This is a genomic window from Sphingomonas colocasiae, from assembly GCF_019880585.1.
GTDB lineage: Bacteria > Pseudomonadota > Alphaproteobacteria > Sphingomonadales > Sphingomonadaceae > Sphingobium_A > Sphingobium_A colocasiae.
The window spans coordinates 99,836-117,600 of the sequence record NZ_JAINVV010000011.1 but is presented as its reverse complement, the minus strand read 5'-3'; the positions used below and the strand labels follow the sequence as shown (position 1 = coordinate 117,600).

13 protein-coding genes are annotated in these 17,765 nt (G+C 67.9%); 9 read left to right on the top strand and 4 right to left on the bottom strand.

The features are described 5' to 3' along the window. The first annotated feature begins 125 nt into the window (after positions 1 to 125). Entirely contained in the window at positions 126 to 998 is an 873-nt protein-coding gene (locus K7G82_RS22130; protein WP_222992128.1) for a helix-turn-helix transcriptional regulator, read from the top strand. A 220-nt stretch (positions 999 to 1,218) separates the two neighbouring features. Continuing rightward, the gene (locus tag K7G82_RS22125) at positions 1,219 to 3,360 is read left to right on the top strand and encodes a S9 family peptidase (protein WP_222992127.1); all 2,142 of its coding nucleotides are present in this window, start codon (positions 1,219 to 1,221) and stop codon (positions 3,358 to 3,360) included. Between the two features lie 28 nt (positions 3,361 to 3,388). Here the strand turns inward: K7G82_RS22125 and K7G82_RS22120 are convergent, their stop codons facing one another. Then, entirely contained in the window at positions 3,389 to 4,006 is a 618-nt protein-coding gene (locus K7G82_RS22120; protein ID WP_222992126.1) for a DUF4142 domain-containing protein, read from the bottom strand. 269 nt (positions 4,007 to 4,275) lie between these two features. Between K7G82_RS22120 and K7G82_RS22115 the strand changes: the two genes are divergently transcribed. Further along, entirely contained in the window at positions 4,276 to 4,770 is a 495-nt protein-coding gene (locus tag K7G82_RS22115; RefSeq protein WP_222992125.1) for a GNAT family N-acetyltransferase, read from the top strand. Between the two features lie 197 nt (positions 4,771 to 4,967). Then, positions 4,968 to 5,513: an ExbD/TolR family protein gene (locus tag K7G82_RS22110; RefSeq protein ID WP_222992124.1), complete on the top strand. Its 546-nt coding sequence runs from the start codon at positions 4,968 to 4,970 to the stop codon at positions 5,511 to 5,513. A 49-nt stretch (positions 5,514 to 5,562) separates the two neighbouring features. Here K7G82_RS22110 and K7G82_RS22105 read toward each other — a convergent pair whose 3' ends face one another. Then, positions 5,563 to 5,856, bottom strand: coding sequence for a hypothetical protein (locus K7G82_RS22105; protein ID WP_222992123.1), 294 nt, complete (start codon positions 5,854 to 5,856; stop codon positions 5,563 to 5,565). 55 nt (positions 5,857 to 5,911) lie between these two features. Then, a complete protein-coding gene (locus tag K7G82_RS22100; protein WP_222992122.1) occupies positions 5,912 to 7,333 on the bottom strand; it encodes a winged helix-turn-helix domain-containing protein in 1,422 nt (473 codons plus the stop codon). 148 nt (positions 7,334 to 7,481) lie between these two features. On the opposite strand from K7G82_RS22100, the gene K7G82_RS22095 reads away from it, so the two are divergent. Then, positions 7,482 to 8,906, top strand: a complete 1,425-nt coding sequence (locus K7G82_RS22095; protein WP_222992121.1) for a lactonase family protein — start codon at positions 7,482 to 7,484, stop codon at positions 8,904 to 8,906. 28 nt (positions 8,907 to 8,934) lie between these two features. Here K7G82_RS22095 and K7G82_RS22090 read toward each other — a convergent pair whose 3' ends face one another. Beyond that, entirely contained in the window at positions 8,935 to 9,390 is a 456-nt protein-coding gene (locus tag K7G82_RS22090) for a hypothetical protein (protein WP_222992120.1), read from the bottom strand. 242 nt (positions 9,391 to 9,632) lie between these two features. Between K7G82_RS22090 and K7G82_RS22085 the strand changes: the two genes are divergently transcribed. From K7G82_RS22085 to K7G82_RS22070, 4 genes are all read left to right on the top strand, one after another. After that, a complete protein-coding gene (locus K7G82_RS22085) occupies positions 9,633 to 11,813 on the top strand; it encodes a bifunctional diguanylate cyclase/phosphodiesterase (protein WP_222992119.1) in 2,181 nt (726 codons plus the stop codon). A 185-nt stretch (positions 11,814 to 11,998) separates the two neighbouring features. After that, positions 11,999 to 15,076, top strand: coding sequence for a response regulator (locus K7G82_RS22080; RefSeq protein ID WP_222992118.1), 3,078 nt, complete (start codon positions 11,999 to 12,001; stop codon positions 15,074 to 15,076). Further along, on the top strand, positions 15,061 to 15,936 hold the full coding sequence (locus tag K7G82_RS22075) for a CheR family methyltransferase (protein ID WP_222992117.1): 876 nt from the start codon (positions 15,061 to 15,063) through the stop codon (positions 15,934 to 15,936). The genes K7G82_RS22080 and K7G82_RS22075 overlap by 16 nt, the downstream gene beginning before the upstream one ends. Then, positions 15,926 to 17,737, top strand: a complete 1,812-nt coding sequence (locus K7G82_RS22070; RefSeq protein WP_222992116.1) for a response regulator — start codon at positions 15,926 to 15,928, stop codon at positions 17,735 to 17,737. Before K7G82_RS22075 ends, K7G82_RS22070 begins: the two co-directional genes overlap by 11 nt. The last annotated feature ends 28 nt before the right edge of the window (positions 17,738 to 17,765 follow it).

Genomic DNA, 17,765 nt, shown 5'->3' with positions numbered 1-17,765 from the left:
AGCGCCCGGCACCATCCGCCACCTGCCGCGCGACACGGCATAGCCCTTTGGGGACAGGTGGGGGGCGATCGATCGGGGCGGCAACTTGTTTGGTCGCCTGTCCATCATCTATGCAGGGTGCGATCATGTCCGGGGAGGACGAGGGATTGAGCCTGGCGGAACATCTCGAGCTTTGCGGCGATTTCGTCGGCCGGATCGGCGCGCCCGACTTTTTCGATCGTACGATCGCCAGCCTGTGCCGGATCGGCAATTACGATCTCGGGGAAGCGATCGTTTTTCGCAAGCAGGGTGGTCCGCGCCCGATTTCCAGCCGCCTGCAACTTGAAGGGCGCCGCATTGCGCCGGAAATCTATTTCAGCGGCTTCTATCGCGACGATCCGATTTTCCGCGCTTATATGGACGGCGCCGAACCGGGCTTTTACCGCATCCGCGATCTGGCCCCCAATCTGCGCGAAAGCGCGTATTTCCACGAATATTATGCGGGCACGCGCATATCGGAGGAAATCGATTTCCTGTTTCCCAGTTTCGACGGCTTCGCGGTGGTGATCTGGCTGGGCAGCCATGATTACGGGCCGCATCCGGTGTCGCCCAATCCGGCGGCCGTCGCCGCGCTGGAGCCGGTGTTGCGCAACGCGATCGAACGCCATGTCGAACTGGCGGGCAGCGATGCGCAGGCCAATGTCCGCCGCACATCGATCGAACGCAGCATCGAACATGCCTTTGATCATTTCGGAAGCAGCATCATCAGCGAGCGCGAACGCGAAGTGCTGCGCCACACGCTGCGCGGCTATTCGGCGGCGCTGACCGCCGAACGGCTCGGCATTTCGGTGGGGACGGTGAAGAACCACCGCAAGAACATCCACCGCAAGCTGGAGATCGGCAGCCAGGCCGAACTGCTTTCGCTGTTCCTGCACGCGCTGCCCTTTACCGACGATGCGGAGGAGATCGATCCGCTGGCAGCCTATGAAGGCACCGTCCGGACGATGTGGCACGCCTGAGGCGCCACGCCGAGCATCCGGAGCGAGGCATGCCGTTCGCGGCAGGGGCTTGCGATCTCGGCCGTCCGGTTTGCAAACGACCATGCGGGTGCGTAGATCGTCTTCGGCTGCATGGCGGCGAGGGGGGCTCTGCAACGCGATCCGGGACGCCAGCCGGGCGGCGCGGATCGGCGCGGTCCCACGGCGCCGCGGCAGCATCAACATCAGATGGAAGCGTCTCATGTCCATTCGCCCGAACCGTCTTGCCGGCCTTGTCGCCTGTCCGCTCCTTGCGCTTACCCTGACCGCCGGCCTGCTGCCCGCGGCCGCGCTGGCGCAGGCGGCTTCACCGATGCGCGCGCCGACCATCCGGCAATCGCTGGACATGCACAGCGTCAACGCCCCCAGGATCTCACCCGACGGGCGGCGCGTGGTCTATGAACAGAGCCGCACCAATTGGGAGGCGAATGCCTTCGAGACCGATCTGTGGATCGCCGATGTCGCGACCGGCGCGCGGCACCGGCTGACGACGGCCGCCAAATCCAGCACCGATGCGGCCTGGTCGCCGGACGGGCGCTGGATCGCCTTCGTTTCGGATCGCCCCGCCGTGCTGCCCAAATCGCCCGCCAATCTGCGCCAGATCTGGGTGATGCCCGCCGATGGCGGCGAAGCGCAGCAACTGACCCGGAGCGAAAAGGGCGTGAACGCCCTCAAATGGGCACCCGATTCCCGCCGGATCGCCTTCACCGCCGAGCGCCCCGAGCCCAAGGCGATGAAGGACCGTAAGGAGACCTTCGGCGAGTATCGGGTGATCCAAGCCGATTACGGGATGGTGCAGCTCTGGACGCTGGACCTGCCCCAGGCGGATGAGGCCGGCCGCACCCCCGCGCCGGCGGAGCCCCGGGCGATCACCAATGGCGACGCCTATAGCGTGGGCGATTTCGCCTGGTCGCCGGACGGGGCCCGCATCGCCTTCGCCGCGCAGCGCGATCCGGACCTGATCTCCAGCCATACCGGCCTGATCTATGCCGTCAGCGTGGCCGATGCGGCGGCGAAGCCGCTGATCGGCGAGGCCGGCCCCTATGGCAGCCCGACATGGTCGCCCGACGGCACCCGGATTGCCTTCACCAGCGCGGGCGGCGAGCCCTATTTCTACTATGCCAATCGCAAGATCTCCGTCATCCCCGCCACCGGCGGCGCGCCCCGGGTGGTCAATGCCGCGTTCGACGAGGATGCCGACCTGCTCGGCTGGAGCGCCGACGGCATCTGGTTCGGCGCCCGGCAGAAGACCGAATCCGGCCTGTGGCGCCTCGATCCCGCGAGCGGTGCATCGACCCGCATAACCCTGGCCGAAACGCCGATGGCCGCCCGCTTCAGCTTCTCCAGCGACTTCAGCCATGCCGCCTATCAGGGATCGGCGCCCAACATCTATGCGGAGATCCATTCGGCCGAGCTCGGCACCGGCCGGACGAAGCGCCTGACGCGCGCCGGCGACCAGGCGGGTGCGTTCGACACCGCGAAGCGCGAGCTGGTCCGCTGGACGTCGAAGGACGGCACGCCGATCGAGGGCGTGCTCTACACGCCCAAGGGCTTCGATCCGGCAAAGGCATATCCGCTGATGGTGGTGATCCATGGCGGCCCCACGGGCATCGATACGCCCGCCGTCGCGCCCGACCGCGTCTATCCGCTCGAACGGTTCCTCGCGAAGGGCGCGCTGGTGCTGCGGCCCAATTATCGCGGATCGGCGGGCTATGGCGGCAAGTTCCGGGCGCTGAACGTGCGCAACCTGGGCGTGGGCGACTATGCCGATGTGATCAGCGGCGTCGATGCGCTGATCGCCAGGGGCTTTGTCGACAGGAACCGGGTGGCCGCGATGGGATGGAGCCAGGGCGGCTATATCTCAGCCTTCATCACCACCTCGTCCGATCGCTTCAAGGCGGTCTCGATGGGCGCGGGGATTTCGGACTGGATGACCTATTACGCCAATACGGACATCACGCCGTTCACCCGGCAATATCTGAAGGGCACGCCCTGGGACGACCCGGCGATCTACGCCAGAACCTCCCCGATCAGCTATGTCGCCAAGGCGAGGACGCCGACGCTGATCCAGCATGGCTCCAACGATCGCCGGGTGCCCATCGCCAACGCATATGAGCTGCGCCAGGCGCTGGAGGACCGGAAGGTGCCGGTGAAGATGGTCGTCTATGAAGGTTTCGGCCACAGCATCAACAAGCCGCGCCAGGCCCGCGCGGTGCTGGAGGAGAATGAGGCCTGGTTCGGCCATTACATCTTCGGCGATCCCCTGCCGACCGCGCTGAGCCCGGACACGCCGGACCTGAAGGTGGAGGAGAAGCCCGCCGAGACCGGCGGGGTTTCCCGCTGACAGGCCGCCGGAAAAGCCGGTTCGGGCCCTAGCGATCGACCTTCGCTTCCAGATCGCGCGCCATCTTCAAATGGCCCTCCACCACGGGCGCGATTTCGCCCGCCGCCGTCTTCAGCCCGGCATCGGCGCCGTCGGCGGCGAAATTGCGCATCAGCTTCAGCGCATCCTCATGCGCGTCGACCTGCCCGTCCATATAATCCTCGTCGAAGGCGGCGCCGGTCTTGCGGCCCAACTCGGCCAGATCCTCATTCTGGTCGCGGGACAGCGTCGCATCCGCGACGATCGCGGGGCTGGCCTTGGCGGCGGCGGCCTTCAGCTTCGCGGTGGATTCGGTGTGCGCCTTGATCATCGCCTGGGCGAAGGCCTTCACCTCGGCGGATGCGGCGTTCTTCGCGGCCAGCCGCGCGGCGGCGATCTCGAACGCGTCGCCGCGCGCCGCGCGGTTGACGAAATCCTGCGGGGCGGGGGTGGGGATGACCGCGATCGCCGCATTGTCGGCGGCATTCTCGATCCGGTCCTCATAGGCTTCCACCTTGTTCTCCAGCGCATCGGCGGCATTTTCCGCGCGCCGTTCACCGGCGTCGCCGCACGCCGCAAGCACGGTGCCGGCAAGCAGCGTCGCCATCAGCGGATGGATCCTGTTCATTCTCTCTCTCCTTCCTCGCCCCCCACGGCACCCATCGCATGCAAACCCCCGGAGAAGGCCCAAGGTTTCCACGGTCGATCGCCAAGGCGGCGCAGTTGGTTGGCGGCATGACGGCGTTTTTTTTTAAGATATTGTTTATAATGGAATTATTGTCAGCTTCCGTCGGCCGCGATGCCGGGGCACAATCGGACCCGGTTTCGAAAGGGGACGATGTGCGCAAGGCGACAGCATGGCTTGGCAGGTCGGGCATGTTGGCCTAGCGGATGATGATGATCCTGCCCCTGACCGCCGCCGATCTCGATATGTCCGCCGAGCTGCGCGATGCGTTGCTGACGCTCAACAACGATCATGCGGTGGAACTGTCCTGGCTGGACGCGGCGGGGCTGTCGCGGCTGGTGGGCGGCGCGCTGGTCGCGCGGCGGGTGGGGCTGGCGGACGCGATGCTGATCGCCTTCGATCAGTCCGGCGACTATGACAGCCCGAATTTTCAATGGTTTCGGTCACGTTTCTCGCATTTCATCTATGTCGATCGGGTGGTGACCGCGGCGGCGGCACGGGGACGGGGGCTGGCCCGGCTGCTGTATCGGGATCTGATCGACAGCGCGCGCGCCGCCGGCCATGTGCGGATCGTGTGCGAGGTCAATTCCGATCCGCCCAATCCCGGATCGGAGGCGTTCCATCGCGGCTTCGGTTTCGCGCCGGTGGGCGAGGCGCTGCTCGGCAACGGCAAGACCGTTTCCTATCTCGAGCTGCGATTGGCGTAGCGGGACGCGGAAGCGGACGGGCAAGGCAGGTGCGCGATCTCGGTTCGCTTCGCGCGCCATCGAGAAGCCTGTTTCGAGCGCCGTCGAGAAGCCGGTTGCGGCTGGACGCTCGATACGTCGCTGTCAGGACATATTCATCAGGTAAATCAGATAGATAATCTATAATATTCATATCGCGTCCAATATGGGCGGCTTCCATGGCGGCATGCATCGAGGGCGCCATTGCGTCCTTGCGCGGTTCGGGTGATTGTCGCGCGATGATGTTCCGCTTCGCTCCGCCCATCGCCTGCCTGTTGCTGCTCGGCGCCGCCGCGCCGGAGGAGCGTTATGCGGCGTCGTGCCACACGCCGCTGCCGGGATGGCAAAGGCCCGGTTTCGGCTGGCATCACGTCGACCTCAATCATCTCCGCATCCGGGGCGATGGTTCGTTGCGCTGGAATCGCGCGGCGATCTCTCGCGAGACGCTGGATGATTATCTGGCCCGTATCAAGGTGATGGAGCCGCAACCTGTCGTCATATTGGAAGTCGATCCCAAGGCCGGATGCGCGATGGTGCGCAGGATCCGCGGGCAGATGGACGATGTGCTCGGCTGCGCGGAGAATGGCCTGTGCGGGGAAGGGATCGGGCGCTGGAACGGCGGCATGATCTATCGGCTTGCCGGGGACGATCCGGAAGCGGCGAAGCTGCTGGAAGAGCTGGAAGAGGCGGCCGACGCTGCCGCCGCGCCGAAGGATGGGCGGTGACCGGTCCATCGGCCCGGCATTAATGGCCGCACCCGCGAGCGTGACGCCGTCATCCGGGCGTGGGCACCGAATCCACGATGTCCAGGATCATCAGGTCGCCGCCGCACAGCGCCGTGAAGCACCAGACGCCGGAGAGCCCGTCCATGGCGACGGGGCGATCGCCGCGCGCGATATTGGCCGAAACCGCGCGCGCCAGATGGGCCGATGAACGCGGCACGGGGCGATCCGTGCGAAGGAGCACCGCCCAGGCCGCGATCGCCCCGCGCGGATCCACCGCCCGCACCTGCGCGATATAGGTGCCGCCGCGATATTCGCAGACCATCGTGAACAGGCGTTCGCCCATATGGGCGCCCTACAGGCTGGCGCGCGGATTGTGAATCGCGCCGATGCGGCGGGCCTTATCGATCGAGGAAATCGGGTGCGATGCCCGCGCTTTCCCAATAGGCGGAGAGCCCCATATCGGCGCACAGGCGCGCGAAATGCGGATGAGCGCGCAGGGGCGCGCACACCGGCAGGAACAGCATCTGGGTGACGCGGCGATGCTGGTCCGTCACCGACGGATCGGACACCGTCTTGTAGACGCCGACGCTGACGGTGCCGCGCCGGAGGAAATAACCCTCGGCCACGCTGAGCGCGGCCTCGGCTTCGCCGAGACCGGAAAGATGGATCGTCGCGGCAAGGCTTTGCGCGGGGCCGAGTTCGGCGGCGCGCAGATTGCGTTCGACCGCACGGGCATGCCGCGTCCGATCATCGCGATCGGCCAGTGCGTCGAGCGTGATCGCGAAGGTTTCGATCGCGGGCTGCGGCAGATCGGGCCGGGCTTCGCTTTCGCGCAGTTGCTGAATCGCCTGGCGCACGCGCCCGGTAAAGGCCAGGCTCCACAGGCGCGCCAGCCAGATCGCGGGATGGCGCGGCCATAGCTGCATGCCGCGATCGCCGATCCGGTCCATGCCCGCCAGGTCGCCGACGGACCAGAGCTGGTAGACCTGCTTGTAATGCAGCGTCGCGGTGAGCGGATCGATCGCCATCAGCCGGCTGCTGATCGCCGCCGCGACCGATGGCCGCCCCGTCGCCATTTCGAGCATGCACAGATCATGCTCCGCCGCGAAATTGTCGGGATTTTCGGCGAGTGCGGCGCACAGCCCGGCGCGGCGCGCCGTCCAGTCGCCATAAAGCGGCGGCAGGCCGATCAGCGCCGCGCGCGCATGGATCTGGCGGGGATCGCGGGCCAGCGCCTGTGCGGCAGCGAGTTCGCATTCGCGCACCAGCGCCGGGCATTGCGCCAGATCGGCATATTCGGCGGCATTGCGCAGCACCAGGGCGAGCATGCCGGGCACATCGGCGCGCCCCGGTTGCGCGGCCGCCGCCGCGCGCAGCCGCGCGATCGCTTCGTCGTCGACGACCGGCAGGCCGAGCTTCCAGGATTGCCAGCCGCTATCGATCGCGCGGTCTCCGGCATCGTCGGCGCTGTCGCGCGCGACCTCCGCGACGGTCAGCCTGTAGCCTGCGCCCGAGATCGTCTCGATCCGCACCGCTTCGCCCACCGCCTCGCCCAGCGCGCGGCGCAGCCCGGCGACGGCGCGGTTGAGGCTGTCGTCGCCGACGACGGCGCCACCCCAGCAGCGCTCCAGCAGGCTTTCGCGCGTGACCAGGCCGCCGGGAACCTCCGCCATCGCGATCAGCACCTGCATCATCCTGGGTTCGACCGCGATCCTGCCCGCCGGCCCGCTGATATTGCGCGTCGACGGACTGATCGTGGCGCCGCCGAGCGAGAAATCGGGCAACGGCATCAGATTGTTCGGATTGAGCGGCGCGGTCACCCGTTCCTTCCGTCCATCATGGAATCATCGGTTCTCCATCATGGCCGCACACCCGCCGCGCTGACAAGACAGGGGCAAAGCCGGCGGATCATATCCGCCAGAAGCGGATGCGGCCGAGCGCCGATCCACCAGGCCATTGGGGGTGCCCATGCAACGCGATGCGATCCCGATCATGCCGGCGGCGGCGCTGGCGATCACGCTGCTGCTGGCCGCTTGCGGCGGCGACGGCACGCCGGCGGGCGGGGGCGGCACCATCGTCTCGCCGGGGACCCCGACGCCGCCACCGCCGCCACCACCACCACCGCCGCCGCCCGTCACCCATGTCGGCGCGGTTTATGCGGGCACGAACAATAACGGCCCCGGGGGCAATTTCGTGGTGGGCTTCGGCCGCAGGGCGGACGGAACGCTCGATCCGATCGGCGCCTACGAGACGGGCGGGGTCGGCCGGGCAAGCCTGTCGTCGACGCCGCCCCGGCTCAATTCGCTGATCGCGGAGGATTCGATCATCGCGGTCGACGATCGCTTCCTGCTGGTGGTCAACGCCGGCACCAACGACGTCACCAGCTTCCGCATCAACAATGATTACAGCCTGTCGCGGCTGGACGTGGAGGCGAGCGGGGGCACCGCGCCGGTCAGCCTCGCCTATGCGAACGGCGTCGTCTATGTCGCCAATGCCGATGAGGACGGCAGCTTCACCGCGCCGCCGAACCAGAGCGGCAACATCACCGCGATGCGCCTGGACCCCGCGACCGGCCAGTTGACGCGCATCGCCGGCTTCTCGCTCAGCCTGCGCGCGCGCCCGGCGGATCTGGAGGTGACGCCCGACGGCGCATGGCTGATCGCATCGTCGCTGAACGCGGCGTCACCCCAGATCCCGCAACCCACGGCCGCCGAAATCTCGAGTTTCCGCATCCAGGCCGACGGCACGCTCGCCGCGACGCCCGCGGGCACCGGCATGTCGACGCTGTTGGGCAATGCGGCGGGGCGGCACCTGCCCAATGCGATCGGCATCGAGACCTGGCGCCTGGGTGGCCGCCAGTTCGTGATCGCGGCGGAGGCGCGGACGGTGTCGTCCACCGGTGTTCCCTCCGCCACGTTCGGTGCGCTGCAGACCGCTTCGGTCTCGACCTGGGAGATCGCCGCCGACGGCGGTTTCCTGCCCCGTTCGCAGGATTATCTGCTCGGGCCGTCGGTCGCTTCGGGGCCGACCCAGGCGGGCTTCCTCGTCTATTCACCGATCTATTCGACCTTCTGGGTCGCGGCCTCGGCGGGCGCGACGATATCGGGCCATGGCCTGAATCCCGACGGCACGATCGCGCGCGGCGAGATCGTCGCGCGCGGCATCGCCGTCGATCCCGCCGCCGCCAGCCCGCTCGCCAATGCCGACGGCTATGTCGATCTCGCGATCAGCGGCAATGGGCGCTGGCTGTACCAGCTTGTCGGCCTGAAGGGCAGGATCGACGTCTATGAGATCGACACGCTGGTCGCCTTCAACATCGCGCGCCGCCAGCAGGTGACGACCGGGCTGCTGCCGATGGACAATCTTCAGGGGCTGGTGTCGGTCGGCAACTGAAACGGGCGAAGGCCTGCGCCGCTCCGGATCAGCGGCTGCGGAAATCGGTTCCATAGACCGCCTCGATCCGCTTCGAGCGCAGCAGATAGACGATGGCGGCGATCGAAAGCAGCGAGGTGGTGCTCAGGAGCCGACCGACCGGCGTGGAATAGGCCGGCCCGCCCTGGGCCACCCCAATCAGACCGTAGAGATGCGGAGCGACGACGCCGCAATAGGCGAGGCAGATGACCAGCGCCGTTATCGCATAGCCTTTCCGCACATTGGCGATCAGCAGGACGGCGATGGCCAATTGCATCAGGCCGAGCGCCAGATAGATCCAGAATTCGGTGGCGGATGCGCCAAACGCGGCCAGCGCGCCGATCGCCGCACGCACGATCAAGGCGTTCTGGATCGCGAACAGCACGGGCAACAGGCAGATCAGCACAAGCCATGGGTTGACCGATCGCCGGACGGGCGCCGCGGATTCGGGTGGCAGGCTGGTCATCGATCTTTCCCCCTCCGGCGGACGCAATCGCTGTCCGCCGGACTCATCGAACGGCCCCAGATCGCGGTCAAGCGACAATTCGGCCATGCCGTGGTCCGCTTCCGGCGGGCGATTGCCGCCCCCTTAAGGACATGGCCGTCCATCCCGTCGGCCCGGATATCGGCCGTTCTCCCGCCGGCCGTACCGGGGGCGCAATGACCGGCTAAGCCAATCTTAAAGCTCCGGATTCTAGAATCGGGGCGATGGCTGGTTCCGATCTTCGCTCCGTCCAGCGCCTGATGCGTCATGTGCCCGCGCAATATCTTTGGCCGGTGCTGTTGCTGCTGGTCACCTGTTTCGGCTGCATCCTGCTGCTGCTTTACCGCACCACCAGCACGCAGAACGAACTGCAGCTCAATCAGGAGCGCGCGGCGGCGGCGGGGGCGCTGGAGGCGGCGGCCGCGATGACGCGGCGCGATCTGGAGGATTACGCCAAATGGGATGAGGCGATGCGGAACATCGTCTTCACGCTCGATGCCGAATGGCTCGCGGACAATCTGGGCGCCTATCTGTCCGCAAGCCAGGGTTACGAGCATATCTTCGTGCTCGATGGCCGCGATCGGACCATCTACGGCTTTCACGGCGGCAAGCGCGTGGAGGCGAATGCGCTGTCGGCGCTGGGGCCGCAATTCCGCAAGTCGCTCGCCGATGTGCGGCGCATGCCGGTGGACGGCCGGCCGCTCGCCGGAGGATATAGCCGGGCGGACGACGGCACGGTGATGCTCTATGCCGTCGGCGCGATCATCCCGCTCACCCGAAAGGTCGTGCTGCCGCCGGGGCCAACGCATATGCTGGTGATCGCGCGGCCGGTGGACGACGCCTTCGCGCGCGCGATCGGCGAGCAGGAACAGTTGAGCGGCCTTGCCCTTCATGCCCGCCGGCCCGCGGGCAAGCTCGCGGCGGTGGCGTTGCCGGGCAGCGACGGCGGGGCGGTGGGCTGGCTGGCCTGGACACCCGCGCGGCCGGGCGCTGCGCTGCGGCGCGCGGTGTTCCCCGCGTTCCTGGCGGTGGCGGCGCTGGCCTTGCTGATGGCGGGCTTCATCGTCCGGCGCGGCGGCCGCACGATCGAGGCGCTGCGCCAGAGCGAGGCGCGCGCGCGCCACCATGCCAATCACGATACGCTGACCGGCCTGCCCAACCGGCGCGCGCTGGTCGCGCATATCCGCGACGCGCTGGCCGAGGGCGGCGCGGTCGGCCTGCTCTATATGGATCTGGACGGATTCAAGGACGCCAACGACGTCTATGGCCATGGCGCGGGCGACGCGCTGTTGCGCGATGCGGCGGACCGGATCCGCGCGGCGGTGCGCCAGGGGCTGGTGGCGCGCGCGGGCGGCGACGAATTCGCGGTGCTGCTGGTCGATCCGCCGGCGGGCGAGGCGGAGCGCGCCGCCGACGCGATCGTCGCGGCGTTCAACCGGCTGTTCTCGGTGGGGGCCTATCGCGTCCGCGTCGGCATCAGCGTCGGGCATGCCGCCTTTTCGGCGGGGGCGGTGGAAACCGAGACCGAATTGATGCGCCGCGCCGACGTCGCCATGTACGCGGCCAAGGGCGACGGCAAGAATTGCTGGCGCGGCTATGCGACGCATATGGACCGGGGCCATGATCTGCGCATGCGCATGGAAGGCGATCTGCGCGCCGCGCTCGACAATGGCGATATCCGCGTGCTGTTCCAGCCGATCGTCGACGCGCGCAGCGGCGCCGTGGTTTCGGTGGAGGCGCTGTCGCGCTGGACGCATCCGGTGCATGGCGATGTGCCGCCCGATATCTTCATCCCGCTGGCGGAGATGAGCGGCCAGATCAACGCCGTCGGCCGCCATGTGCTGACCGTCGCCTGCCGCGAGGCGAAGCCGCTCGACGTCAGCGTCGCCGTCAATCTTTCCCCCGCGCAATTCTGGGATCGGCGGCTGGCCGACGAGGTGCGCGGCGTGCTCGCCGAAACCGGCTTTCCAGCCGACCGGCTGGAACTGGAGATCACCGAGAATTACCTGCTGCGCCGGCCCGACGCGGCGGCCATGGTGATCGCCGAGCTGCGCGCGCTGGGCATCCGCATCGCGCTCGACGATTTCGGGACGGGCTTCGCCAGCATCGGCTATCTGCGCCAGCTGAGTTTCGACCGGCTGAAGATCGACCGCGACTTCATCCGCCCGCTGGGGCAGGATGCGCAGGCCGCCGAACTGGTTTCCGCCGTGGTGTCGCTCGCCCGCGCGCTGGGGCTGGAGATCACGGCGGAGGGCGTGGAGACCGAGGCGCAGGCGGCGATCGCCCGCATCGCAGGCTGCACGCGGCTTCAGGGCTGGCTCTACGGCCAGGCAATGGATGTCGCGCAACTGCGCGATATTTGCAGCACGCCGCCCTCTGCGCTGGCGGACGCCGCCGATCGCTGAGCCCGGATCGCGCAGAAAATTCCCAATGTTGGGAACGGTTTGACAAGAGAAGCGTTGGCGCGCCACATGGCGGGGGTGAACCAGCAATTCGATCGACCGGCGGCCGGCGCGCATGATGCGGGCAGGGCCTTCCCGGACGGACGCATGGCGCCGTTCGCTTTCCCGCGATCCTGCAGAGGCGCCTGATGTCCACGCTGACCTATCGAGACCGGGCCCCCTGGGTCTATGCCATTGCCGCACTGCTGCTGGCGCTGCCCTTCGTGGCCGATCTGGTGTTTCCGCTGGGGACGGCGGTGTGGGTCGCCTATCTGCTGCCCGTCGTCGCCGCCTATCTGGCGCCGCGCCCGCAGGCGCCGCTGGTGGTGGCCGCGCTCGCGACGTTGCTGGTGATCGCCGGGTTCGCGATGGCGCCCGCCGGCGTCGATCCGAGCGTGGCGATCGTCAACCGCACGCTGGGCGTGGGCGTCACCTGGATCCTGGCGATCATCGGCGCGCTGTTCATCCGCAACCGGCTGGCGATCGCGCATCAGGAATGGCTGCAATCGGGGCAGGTGGGGCTGGCGCAGGCGGTGGGCGGCGAACAGCCGCTCGACGAACTCGCGAAGAGCGCGCTCGATTTCCTGGTCGATTATCTGGATGCCGATGCCGGCGCGCTGTTCATCCGCAATGGCGAGGGGTTCCGCCGCCACGCAACCTATGGCGTGCCCGCCGATGCGCCGGTGCCCGAACGCTTCCTGCCCGGCGACGGGCTGCTGGGGCAGGCGGCGGCCGAGGATCGCGGCTTCGTGATCGACGATGTGCCGGAAGGCTATCTCTATTTCGGATCGGGGCTGGGCCGCGCACGGCCCGGCCGGCTGGCGATCGCGACGACGCGCGCCGACGGCAGCGCCAATGCGGTGATCGAGCTGGGCTTCCGCAGCGGGCGGGGCGCGACCGCGCCCGAATTGCTGGAACGGATTTCGGGGCAATTGGGCGTCGCCATCCGATCGGGCAAATATCGCGCAAGGCTGCGCGAACTGCTGGAAGAGACGCAGCAACAGGCAGAGGAACTCCAGGTCCAGAGCGAGGAACTGCGCGCCAATAACGAGGAACTGGAGGCGCAGAGCCGCCAGCTCCAGGATTCGGCGGCGCGGCTGGAGGCCCAGCAGGCCGAGCTGGAGCAGACCAATGCCCAGCTGGAGGAACAGGCGCGGCAACTGGAAGTGCAGCGCGACGATCTGACGCGCAGCCAGGCGTCGCTGGAGAACCAGGCGGGCGAACTGGAGCGGGCGAGCCGCTACAAATCCGAATTCCTGGCCAATATGAGCCATGAACTGCGCACGCCGCTCAATTCTCTGCTGATCATGGCGCGGCTGCTGGCGGAGAACCGCGCCGGCAATCTCAGCGCCGAGCAGGTGAAGCATGCCGAGACGATCGAGACCTCCGGCAACGACCTGCTGACGCTGATCAACGACATTCTCGACATTTCGAAGATCGAGGCGGGCAAGATCGACCTGGAGCCCGCGCCCGTCGCGATCCGCAGCATGACCGCCAAGCTGGAAGCGGTGTTCGCGCCCGCCGCCGAGGCCAAGGGGCTGATGTTCGTGACCGAGACCGGGCCGGGCCTGCCCGCCGAGATCGAGACCGATGCGCTGCGCGTGGAACAGGTGCTCAAGAATTTCCTCTCCAACGCCGTCAAGTTCACCGATGCCGGCACGGTGACGCTGGCGGTGGCGGAACAGGCGGATGGCCGCATCGCCTTCACCGTGCGGGATACCGGCGTCGGCATCGCGCCCGAGGATCAGGGGCTGATCTTCGAGGCTTTCCGCCAGGCCGACGGGACGGTCAGCCGCAAATATGGCGGCACCGGCCTTGGCCTTTCGATCTCGCGCGAACTGGCGCGGCTGCTGGGCGGCGAGATCTCCGTCGCCAGCGCCAGCGGGCAGGGCAGCGCCTTTACGCTGATGCTGCCGCGCGGCTTCGAAGGGGCGAAGCCGCTGCCGTCGCCGCCCATGCCCGCGCCCAGGCCGGTCCGGCCGAAGCGCGGGGCCGATCGGCCGGCGGCCGGCGACGATCGCGAGCAGCTGGCGGGCGACAAGCGCACGATCCTGATCGTCGAGGACGATCCGGCATTCGCGCGCATCCTGTGCGACATCGCGCGCGAACAGGGTTTCCAGTGCCTGGTTGCGGGCACCGCCGACGAAGGCGCGCTGATGGCGCGGCAATATGTTCCGCACGCGGTGATCCTGGACATGAACCTGCCCGATCATACCGGGCTTTCGGTGCTCGACCGGATCAAGCGCGACGTGCGCACGCGCCATATTCCCGTCCATGTCGTCTCGGTGGACGATGCCAGCCAGGCGGCGCTGTCGAGCGGCGCGATCGGCTATCTGTTCAAGCCGGTGAAGCGCGAACAGCTTGTCGAGATGCTGGAGGGGCTGGAGGCGCGCATGGCGCAGCGCATGCGCCGCGTGCTGGTGGTGGAGGACGACGCCCAACAGGCCGAAAGCGTGCGGCTGCTGCTGGCGTCGCGCGACGTGGAGACGGTGGAGGCGCATTCGGCCGCGCAATGTTTCGAGCGGCTGGGCGAGCAGACCTTCGACTGCATGGTGCTCGACCTGAACCTGCCCGACGCATCGGGGCTGGACCTGCTCGACCGGCTGAGCGCCGACGACAGCGTCGGTTTCCCGCCGGTGATCGTCTATACCGGGCGCGACCTGAACGCCGACGAGGAATTGCGGCTGCGGCGCTATTCCAAGTCGATCATCGTGAAGGGCGCGAAATCGCCCGAGCGGCTGCTCGACGAGGTGACCCTGTTCCTGCACCAGATGGTGTCCGAACTGCCCGAACAGCAGCAGCAGCTGATCGTGAAGTCGCTCAACCGCGACGCCACGCTGGAAGGACGGCACATCCTGGTCGTCGAGGACGATATCCGCAACGTCTATGCGCTCACCAGCATCTTCGAGCCGCATGGCGTGAAGATCCGGATCGCGCGCAACGGCCGCGAGGCGCTGACCGCGCTCGACGAGGCGGAGCGCAAGCTCTGCCAGCCCTTCGATCTGGTGCTGATGGACGTGATGATGCCCGAGATGGACGGGCTGACCGCGACGCGCGAGATCCGCGGCCGCGCCGAACATGGCGGGCTGCCGATCATCGCGTTGACCGCCAAGGCGATGGCGCGCGACCAGCAGGATTGCCTGGACGCGGGCGCCAACGACTATCTGGCCAAGCCGCTGGACGTCGACAAGGTGCTGAGCCTGGTGCGCGTGTGGATGCCGCGATGAGCGAAGAGGCCGTCCTGCCGCATGAGGAGATCGAGCTGGACCTGCTGCTCGATGCGATCTGGCGGCACCATCATCACGATTTCCGGGGCTATTCGCGCGGATCGCTGCACCGCCGGCTGGCGCGGGCGCGGACGCGCTTCGGCTGCGAGAGCCTGTCGCAGCTTCAGCATCTGGTGCTGCGCGATCCCGCGATCTTCGCCGCCCTGATGGGGTTCCTGACCATCCAGGTGAGCGAGATGTTCCGCGATCCCGATTATTTCCGCGCGCTGCGCGAAAAGGTGGTGCCGCATCTGCGCACCTATCCCTCGCTGAAGGTCTGGATCGCGGGCTGCGCCAATGGCGAGGAATTCTATTCGCTCGCGATCCTGTTCCGCGAGGAGGGGCTGGAGGATCGCACGATCTTCTATTGCACCGATATCAGCCCGGCGGCGCTGCAGGCGGCCGAAGCCGGAATCTACGGGCTCGACCGCATCGCGGACTTCACCGAAAATCATCGTCGCTCGGGCGGGCGGACATCGCTTTCCGATTATTACACCGCCGGCTACGGATCGGCGGTGTTCGACCGGTCGTTGCGCGCGCGCGCGGTGTTCGCGGAACACAGCCTGGCGACCGATGCGGTGTTCAGCGAGGTCCAGCTCGTCTCCAGCCGCAACGTGCTGATCTATTTCGACCGCGCATTGCAGGATCGCGCGCTGGGCCTGTTCGGGGATTCGCTGGTGCGCGGCGGGTTCCTGGGGCTGGGCGCGCGCGAAAGCCTGCGCTTTTCGACGGTTTCGGACCGGTTCGCCGATTTCGATGCGGACGAGAAAATCTATCGGCGCAATGCGGCGAACATGCGGGAGGCGATCCATGCTGCGTGATCCGGTCACCATCCTGGCGGTGGACGATGTGCCCGAGAACCTGGTCGCGCTGGAAGCGCTGCTGAAGCGCGACGGGCTGGAGATCCTGACGGCGGCATCGGGCGAGGAGGCGCTGGAGCTGCTGCTGGTCAACGATGTCGCGTTGGCGCTGCTCGACGTGCAGATGCCGGGCATGGACGGGTTCGAACTGGCCGAACTGATGCGCGGCACCGAACGGACGCGCGGCGTGCCGATCATCTTCCTGACCGCCGTCGCCACCGACGAGCGCCGCCGGTTCCGGGGGTTCGAGGCGGGCGCGGTCGATTATCTGCTGAAGCCCGTCGACACCCAGATCGTGCGCAACAAGGTGGACGTGTTCGTCGAGCTGTTCGCGCAGCGCCGCGAACTCGCCCGCCAGCGCGACCGCCATGCCGCGGCGCTGGCGCGGCTCAACGCGCATATCGACAATTCGCCGCTGGCCGTGGTCGAGTTCGACGCGGAGGCGCGGATCATCGGCTGGTCCAAGGGCGCGGAGCGCATGTTCGGCTGGCGCGCGCCCGAAGTGGCGGGCTTTCGCGGCGGCGAACTGCACTGGATCGACAGCGACGATGCCGCGCGCTTCGCCGCGCTGATGCAGGCGATGATCGAGGGACGATCGCTGCGCGAGACCGGCGCGCTGCGGATGCGCACGGCCGAAGGCGTGGTGCTGGATTGCGACCTCTATTGTTCGGCGCTGCTCGATGCGCTGGGCCGGCTCGTCTCCGTCAACGCGCAGATCCTGGACGTCACCGATCGCAGGCGGGCGGAGGAAACGCAGCGGCTGCTGATCGGCGAGCTCAACCACCGGGTGAAGAACACGCTCGCCTCCGTCCAGGCGATCGCGACCCAGACGCTGCGCCATTCCTCCGGCCCGTCCGATTTTGCGCCCACCTTCATCGGCCGCATCCATTCGCTGGCGCGCGCGCACGGATTGTTGAGCGACACGACCTGGCAGGGCGCGCGGCTGAGCGAGCTGATCGAGGGGCAGCGCGAGATCGGCACGATCGATCCCGCGCGCTTCGCGGCGAACGGCCCCGATCTGGAACTGGCCCCGGAACCCGCGCTGCACCTGGCGCTCGTCATCCACGAACTGGCGACCAACGCGCATAAATATGGCGCGCTCTCGGTTCCCGAGGGCCGCGTGGTGCTCGACTGGGCGGTGGTGGAGGGCACGCTCCGCATCGACTGGGTGGAGAGCGGCGGCCCCGCCGTATCGCCGCCGACGCGCAAGGGCTTCGGCACCGCGCTGATCGAACGCAGCCTGCGCGCCGAGGGCGGCAGCGCGGTGCCCGATTATACGGGGCAGGGCGTGCGCTGGACGCTGACCCTGCCGCATGGCGCCGCGACGCGCCCGCATGCCCCGGCGCGCGGGCGCAGGGCGGAGGTGAAGGCGGCAACGGCATCGGCGGCGGGTGTTGCGGGGCTGACGGGCCGCCGGGTGCTGGTGGTGGAGGACGAGCCGCTGGTCGCGCTGGAGCTGGTGACCATATTGGCCGATGCCGGGGCGGCGGTGATCGGCCCGGCGGCGACGGCGGAACAGGCGCTGGCGCTGATCGCGGCGGGCGACGCCGATATCGCGCTGGTCGACGGCAATCTTCAGGGCGAGACGGTGGAGAATATCGCCGCCGCGCTCGCCGCGCGCGCCATACCCTTCCTGTTCGTCAGCGGCTATGGCCGCGAAAACCTGCCCGAAGGGTTCGAAAGCGTCGCGATCGTCGCCAAGCCGTTCTCGGCTGCCGCCCTGCTCGACATGACCGCGAAGGCGCTGGTGCCGGTCGGGTGATCCCGGTTGCGGCCGGCGCGGCTTCGGC

Coding starts and splice junctions, on each gene's coding strand:
- K7G82_RS22105 (WP_222992123.1), bottom strand. CDS start 5,856: ATGGGCGAACGCCTGTTCACGATGGTCTGCGAATATCGCGGCGGCACC.
- K7G82_RS22085 (WP_222992119.1), top strand. CDS start 9,633: ATGGCTGGTTCCGATCTTCGCTCCGTCCAGCGCCTGATGCGTCATGTG.
- K7G82_RS22120 (WP_222992126.1), bottom strand. CDS start 4,006: ATGAACAGGATCCATCCGCTGATGGCGACGCTGCTTGCCGGCACCGTG.
- K7G82_RS22080 (WP_222992118.1), top strand. CDS start 11,999: ATGTCCACGCTGACCTATCGAGACCGGGCCCCCTGGGTCTATGCCATT.
- K7G82_RS22090 (WP_222992120.1), bottom strand. CDS start 9,390: ATGACCAGCCTGCCACCCGAATCCGCGGCGCCCGTCCGGCGATCGGTC.
- K7G82_RS22130 (WP_222992128.1), top strand. CDS start 126: ATGTCCGGGGAGGACGAGGGATTGAGCCTGGCGGAACATCTCGAGCTT.
- K7G82_RS22125 (WP_222992127.1), top strand. CDS start 1,219: ATGTCCATTCGCCCGAACCGTCTTGCCGGCCTTGTCGCCTGTCCGCTC.
- K7G82_RS22115 (WP_222992125.1), top strand. CDS start 4,276: ATGATCCTGCCCCTGACCGCCGCCGATCTCGATATGTCCGCCGAGCTG.
- K7G82_RS22095 (WP_222992121.1), top strand. CDS start 7,482: ATGCAACGCGATGCGATCCCGATCATGCCGGCGGCGGCGCTGGCGATC.
- K7G82_RS22110 (WP_222992124.1), top strand. CDS start 4,968: ATGGCGGCATGCATCGAGGGCGCCATTGCGTCCTTGCGCGGTTCGGGT.
- K7G82_RS22070 (WP_222992116.1), top strand. CDS start 15,926: ATGCTGCGTGATCCGGTCACCATCCTGGCGGTGGACGATGTGCCCGAG.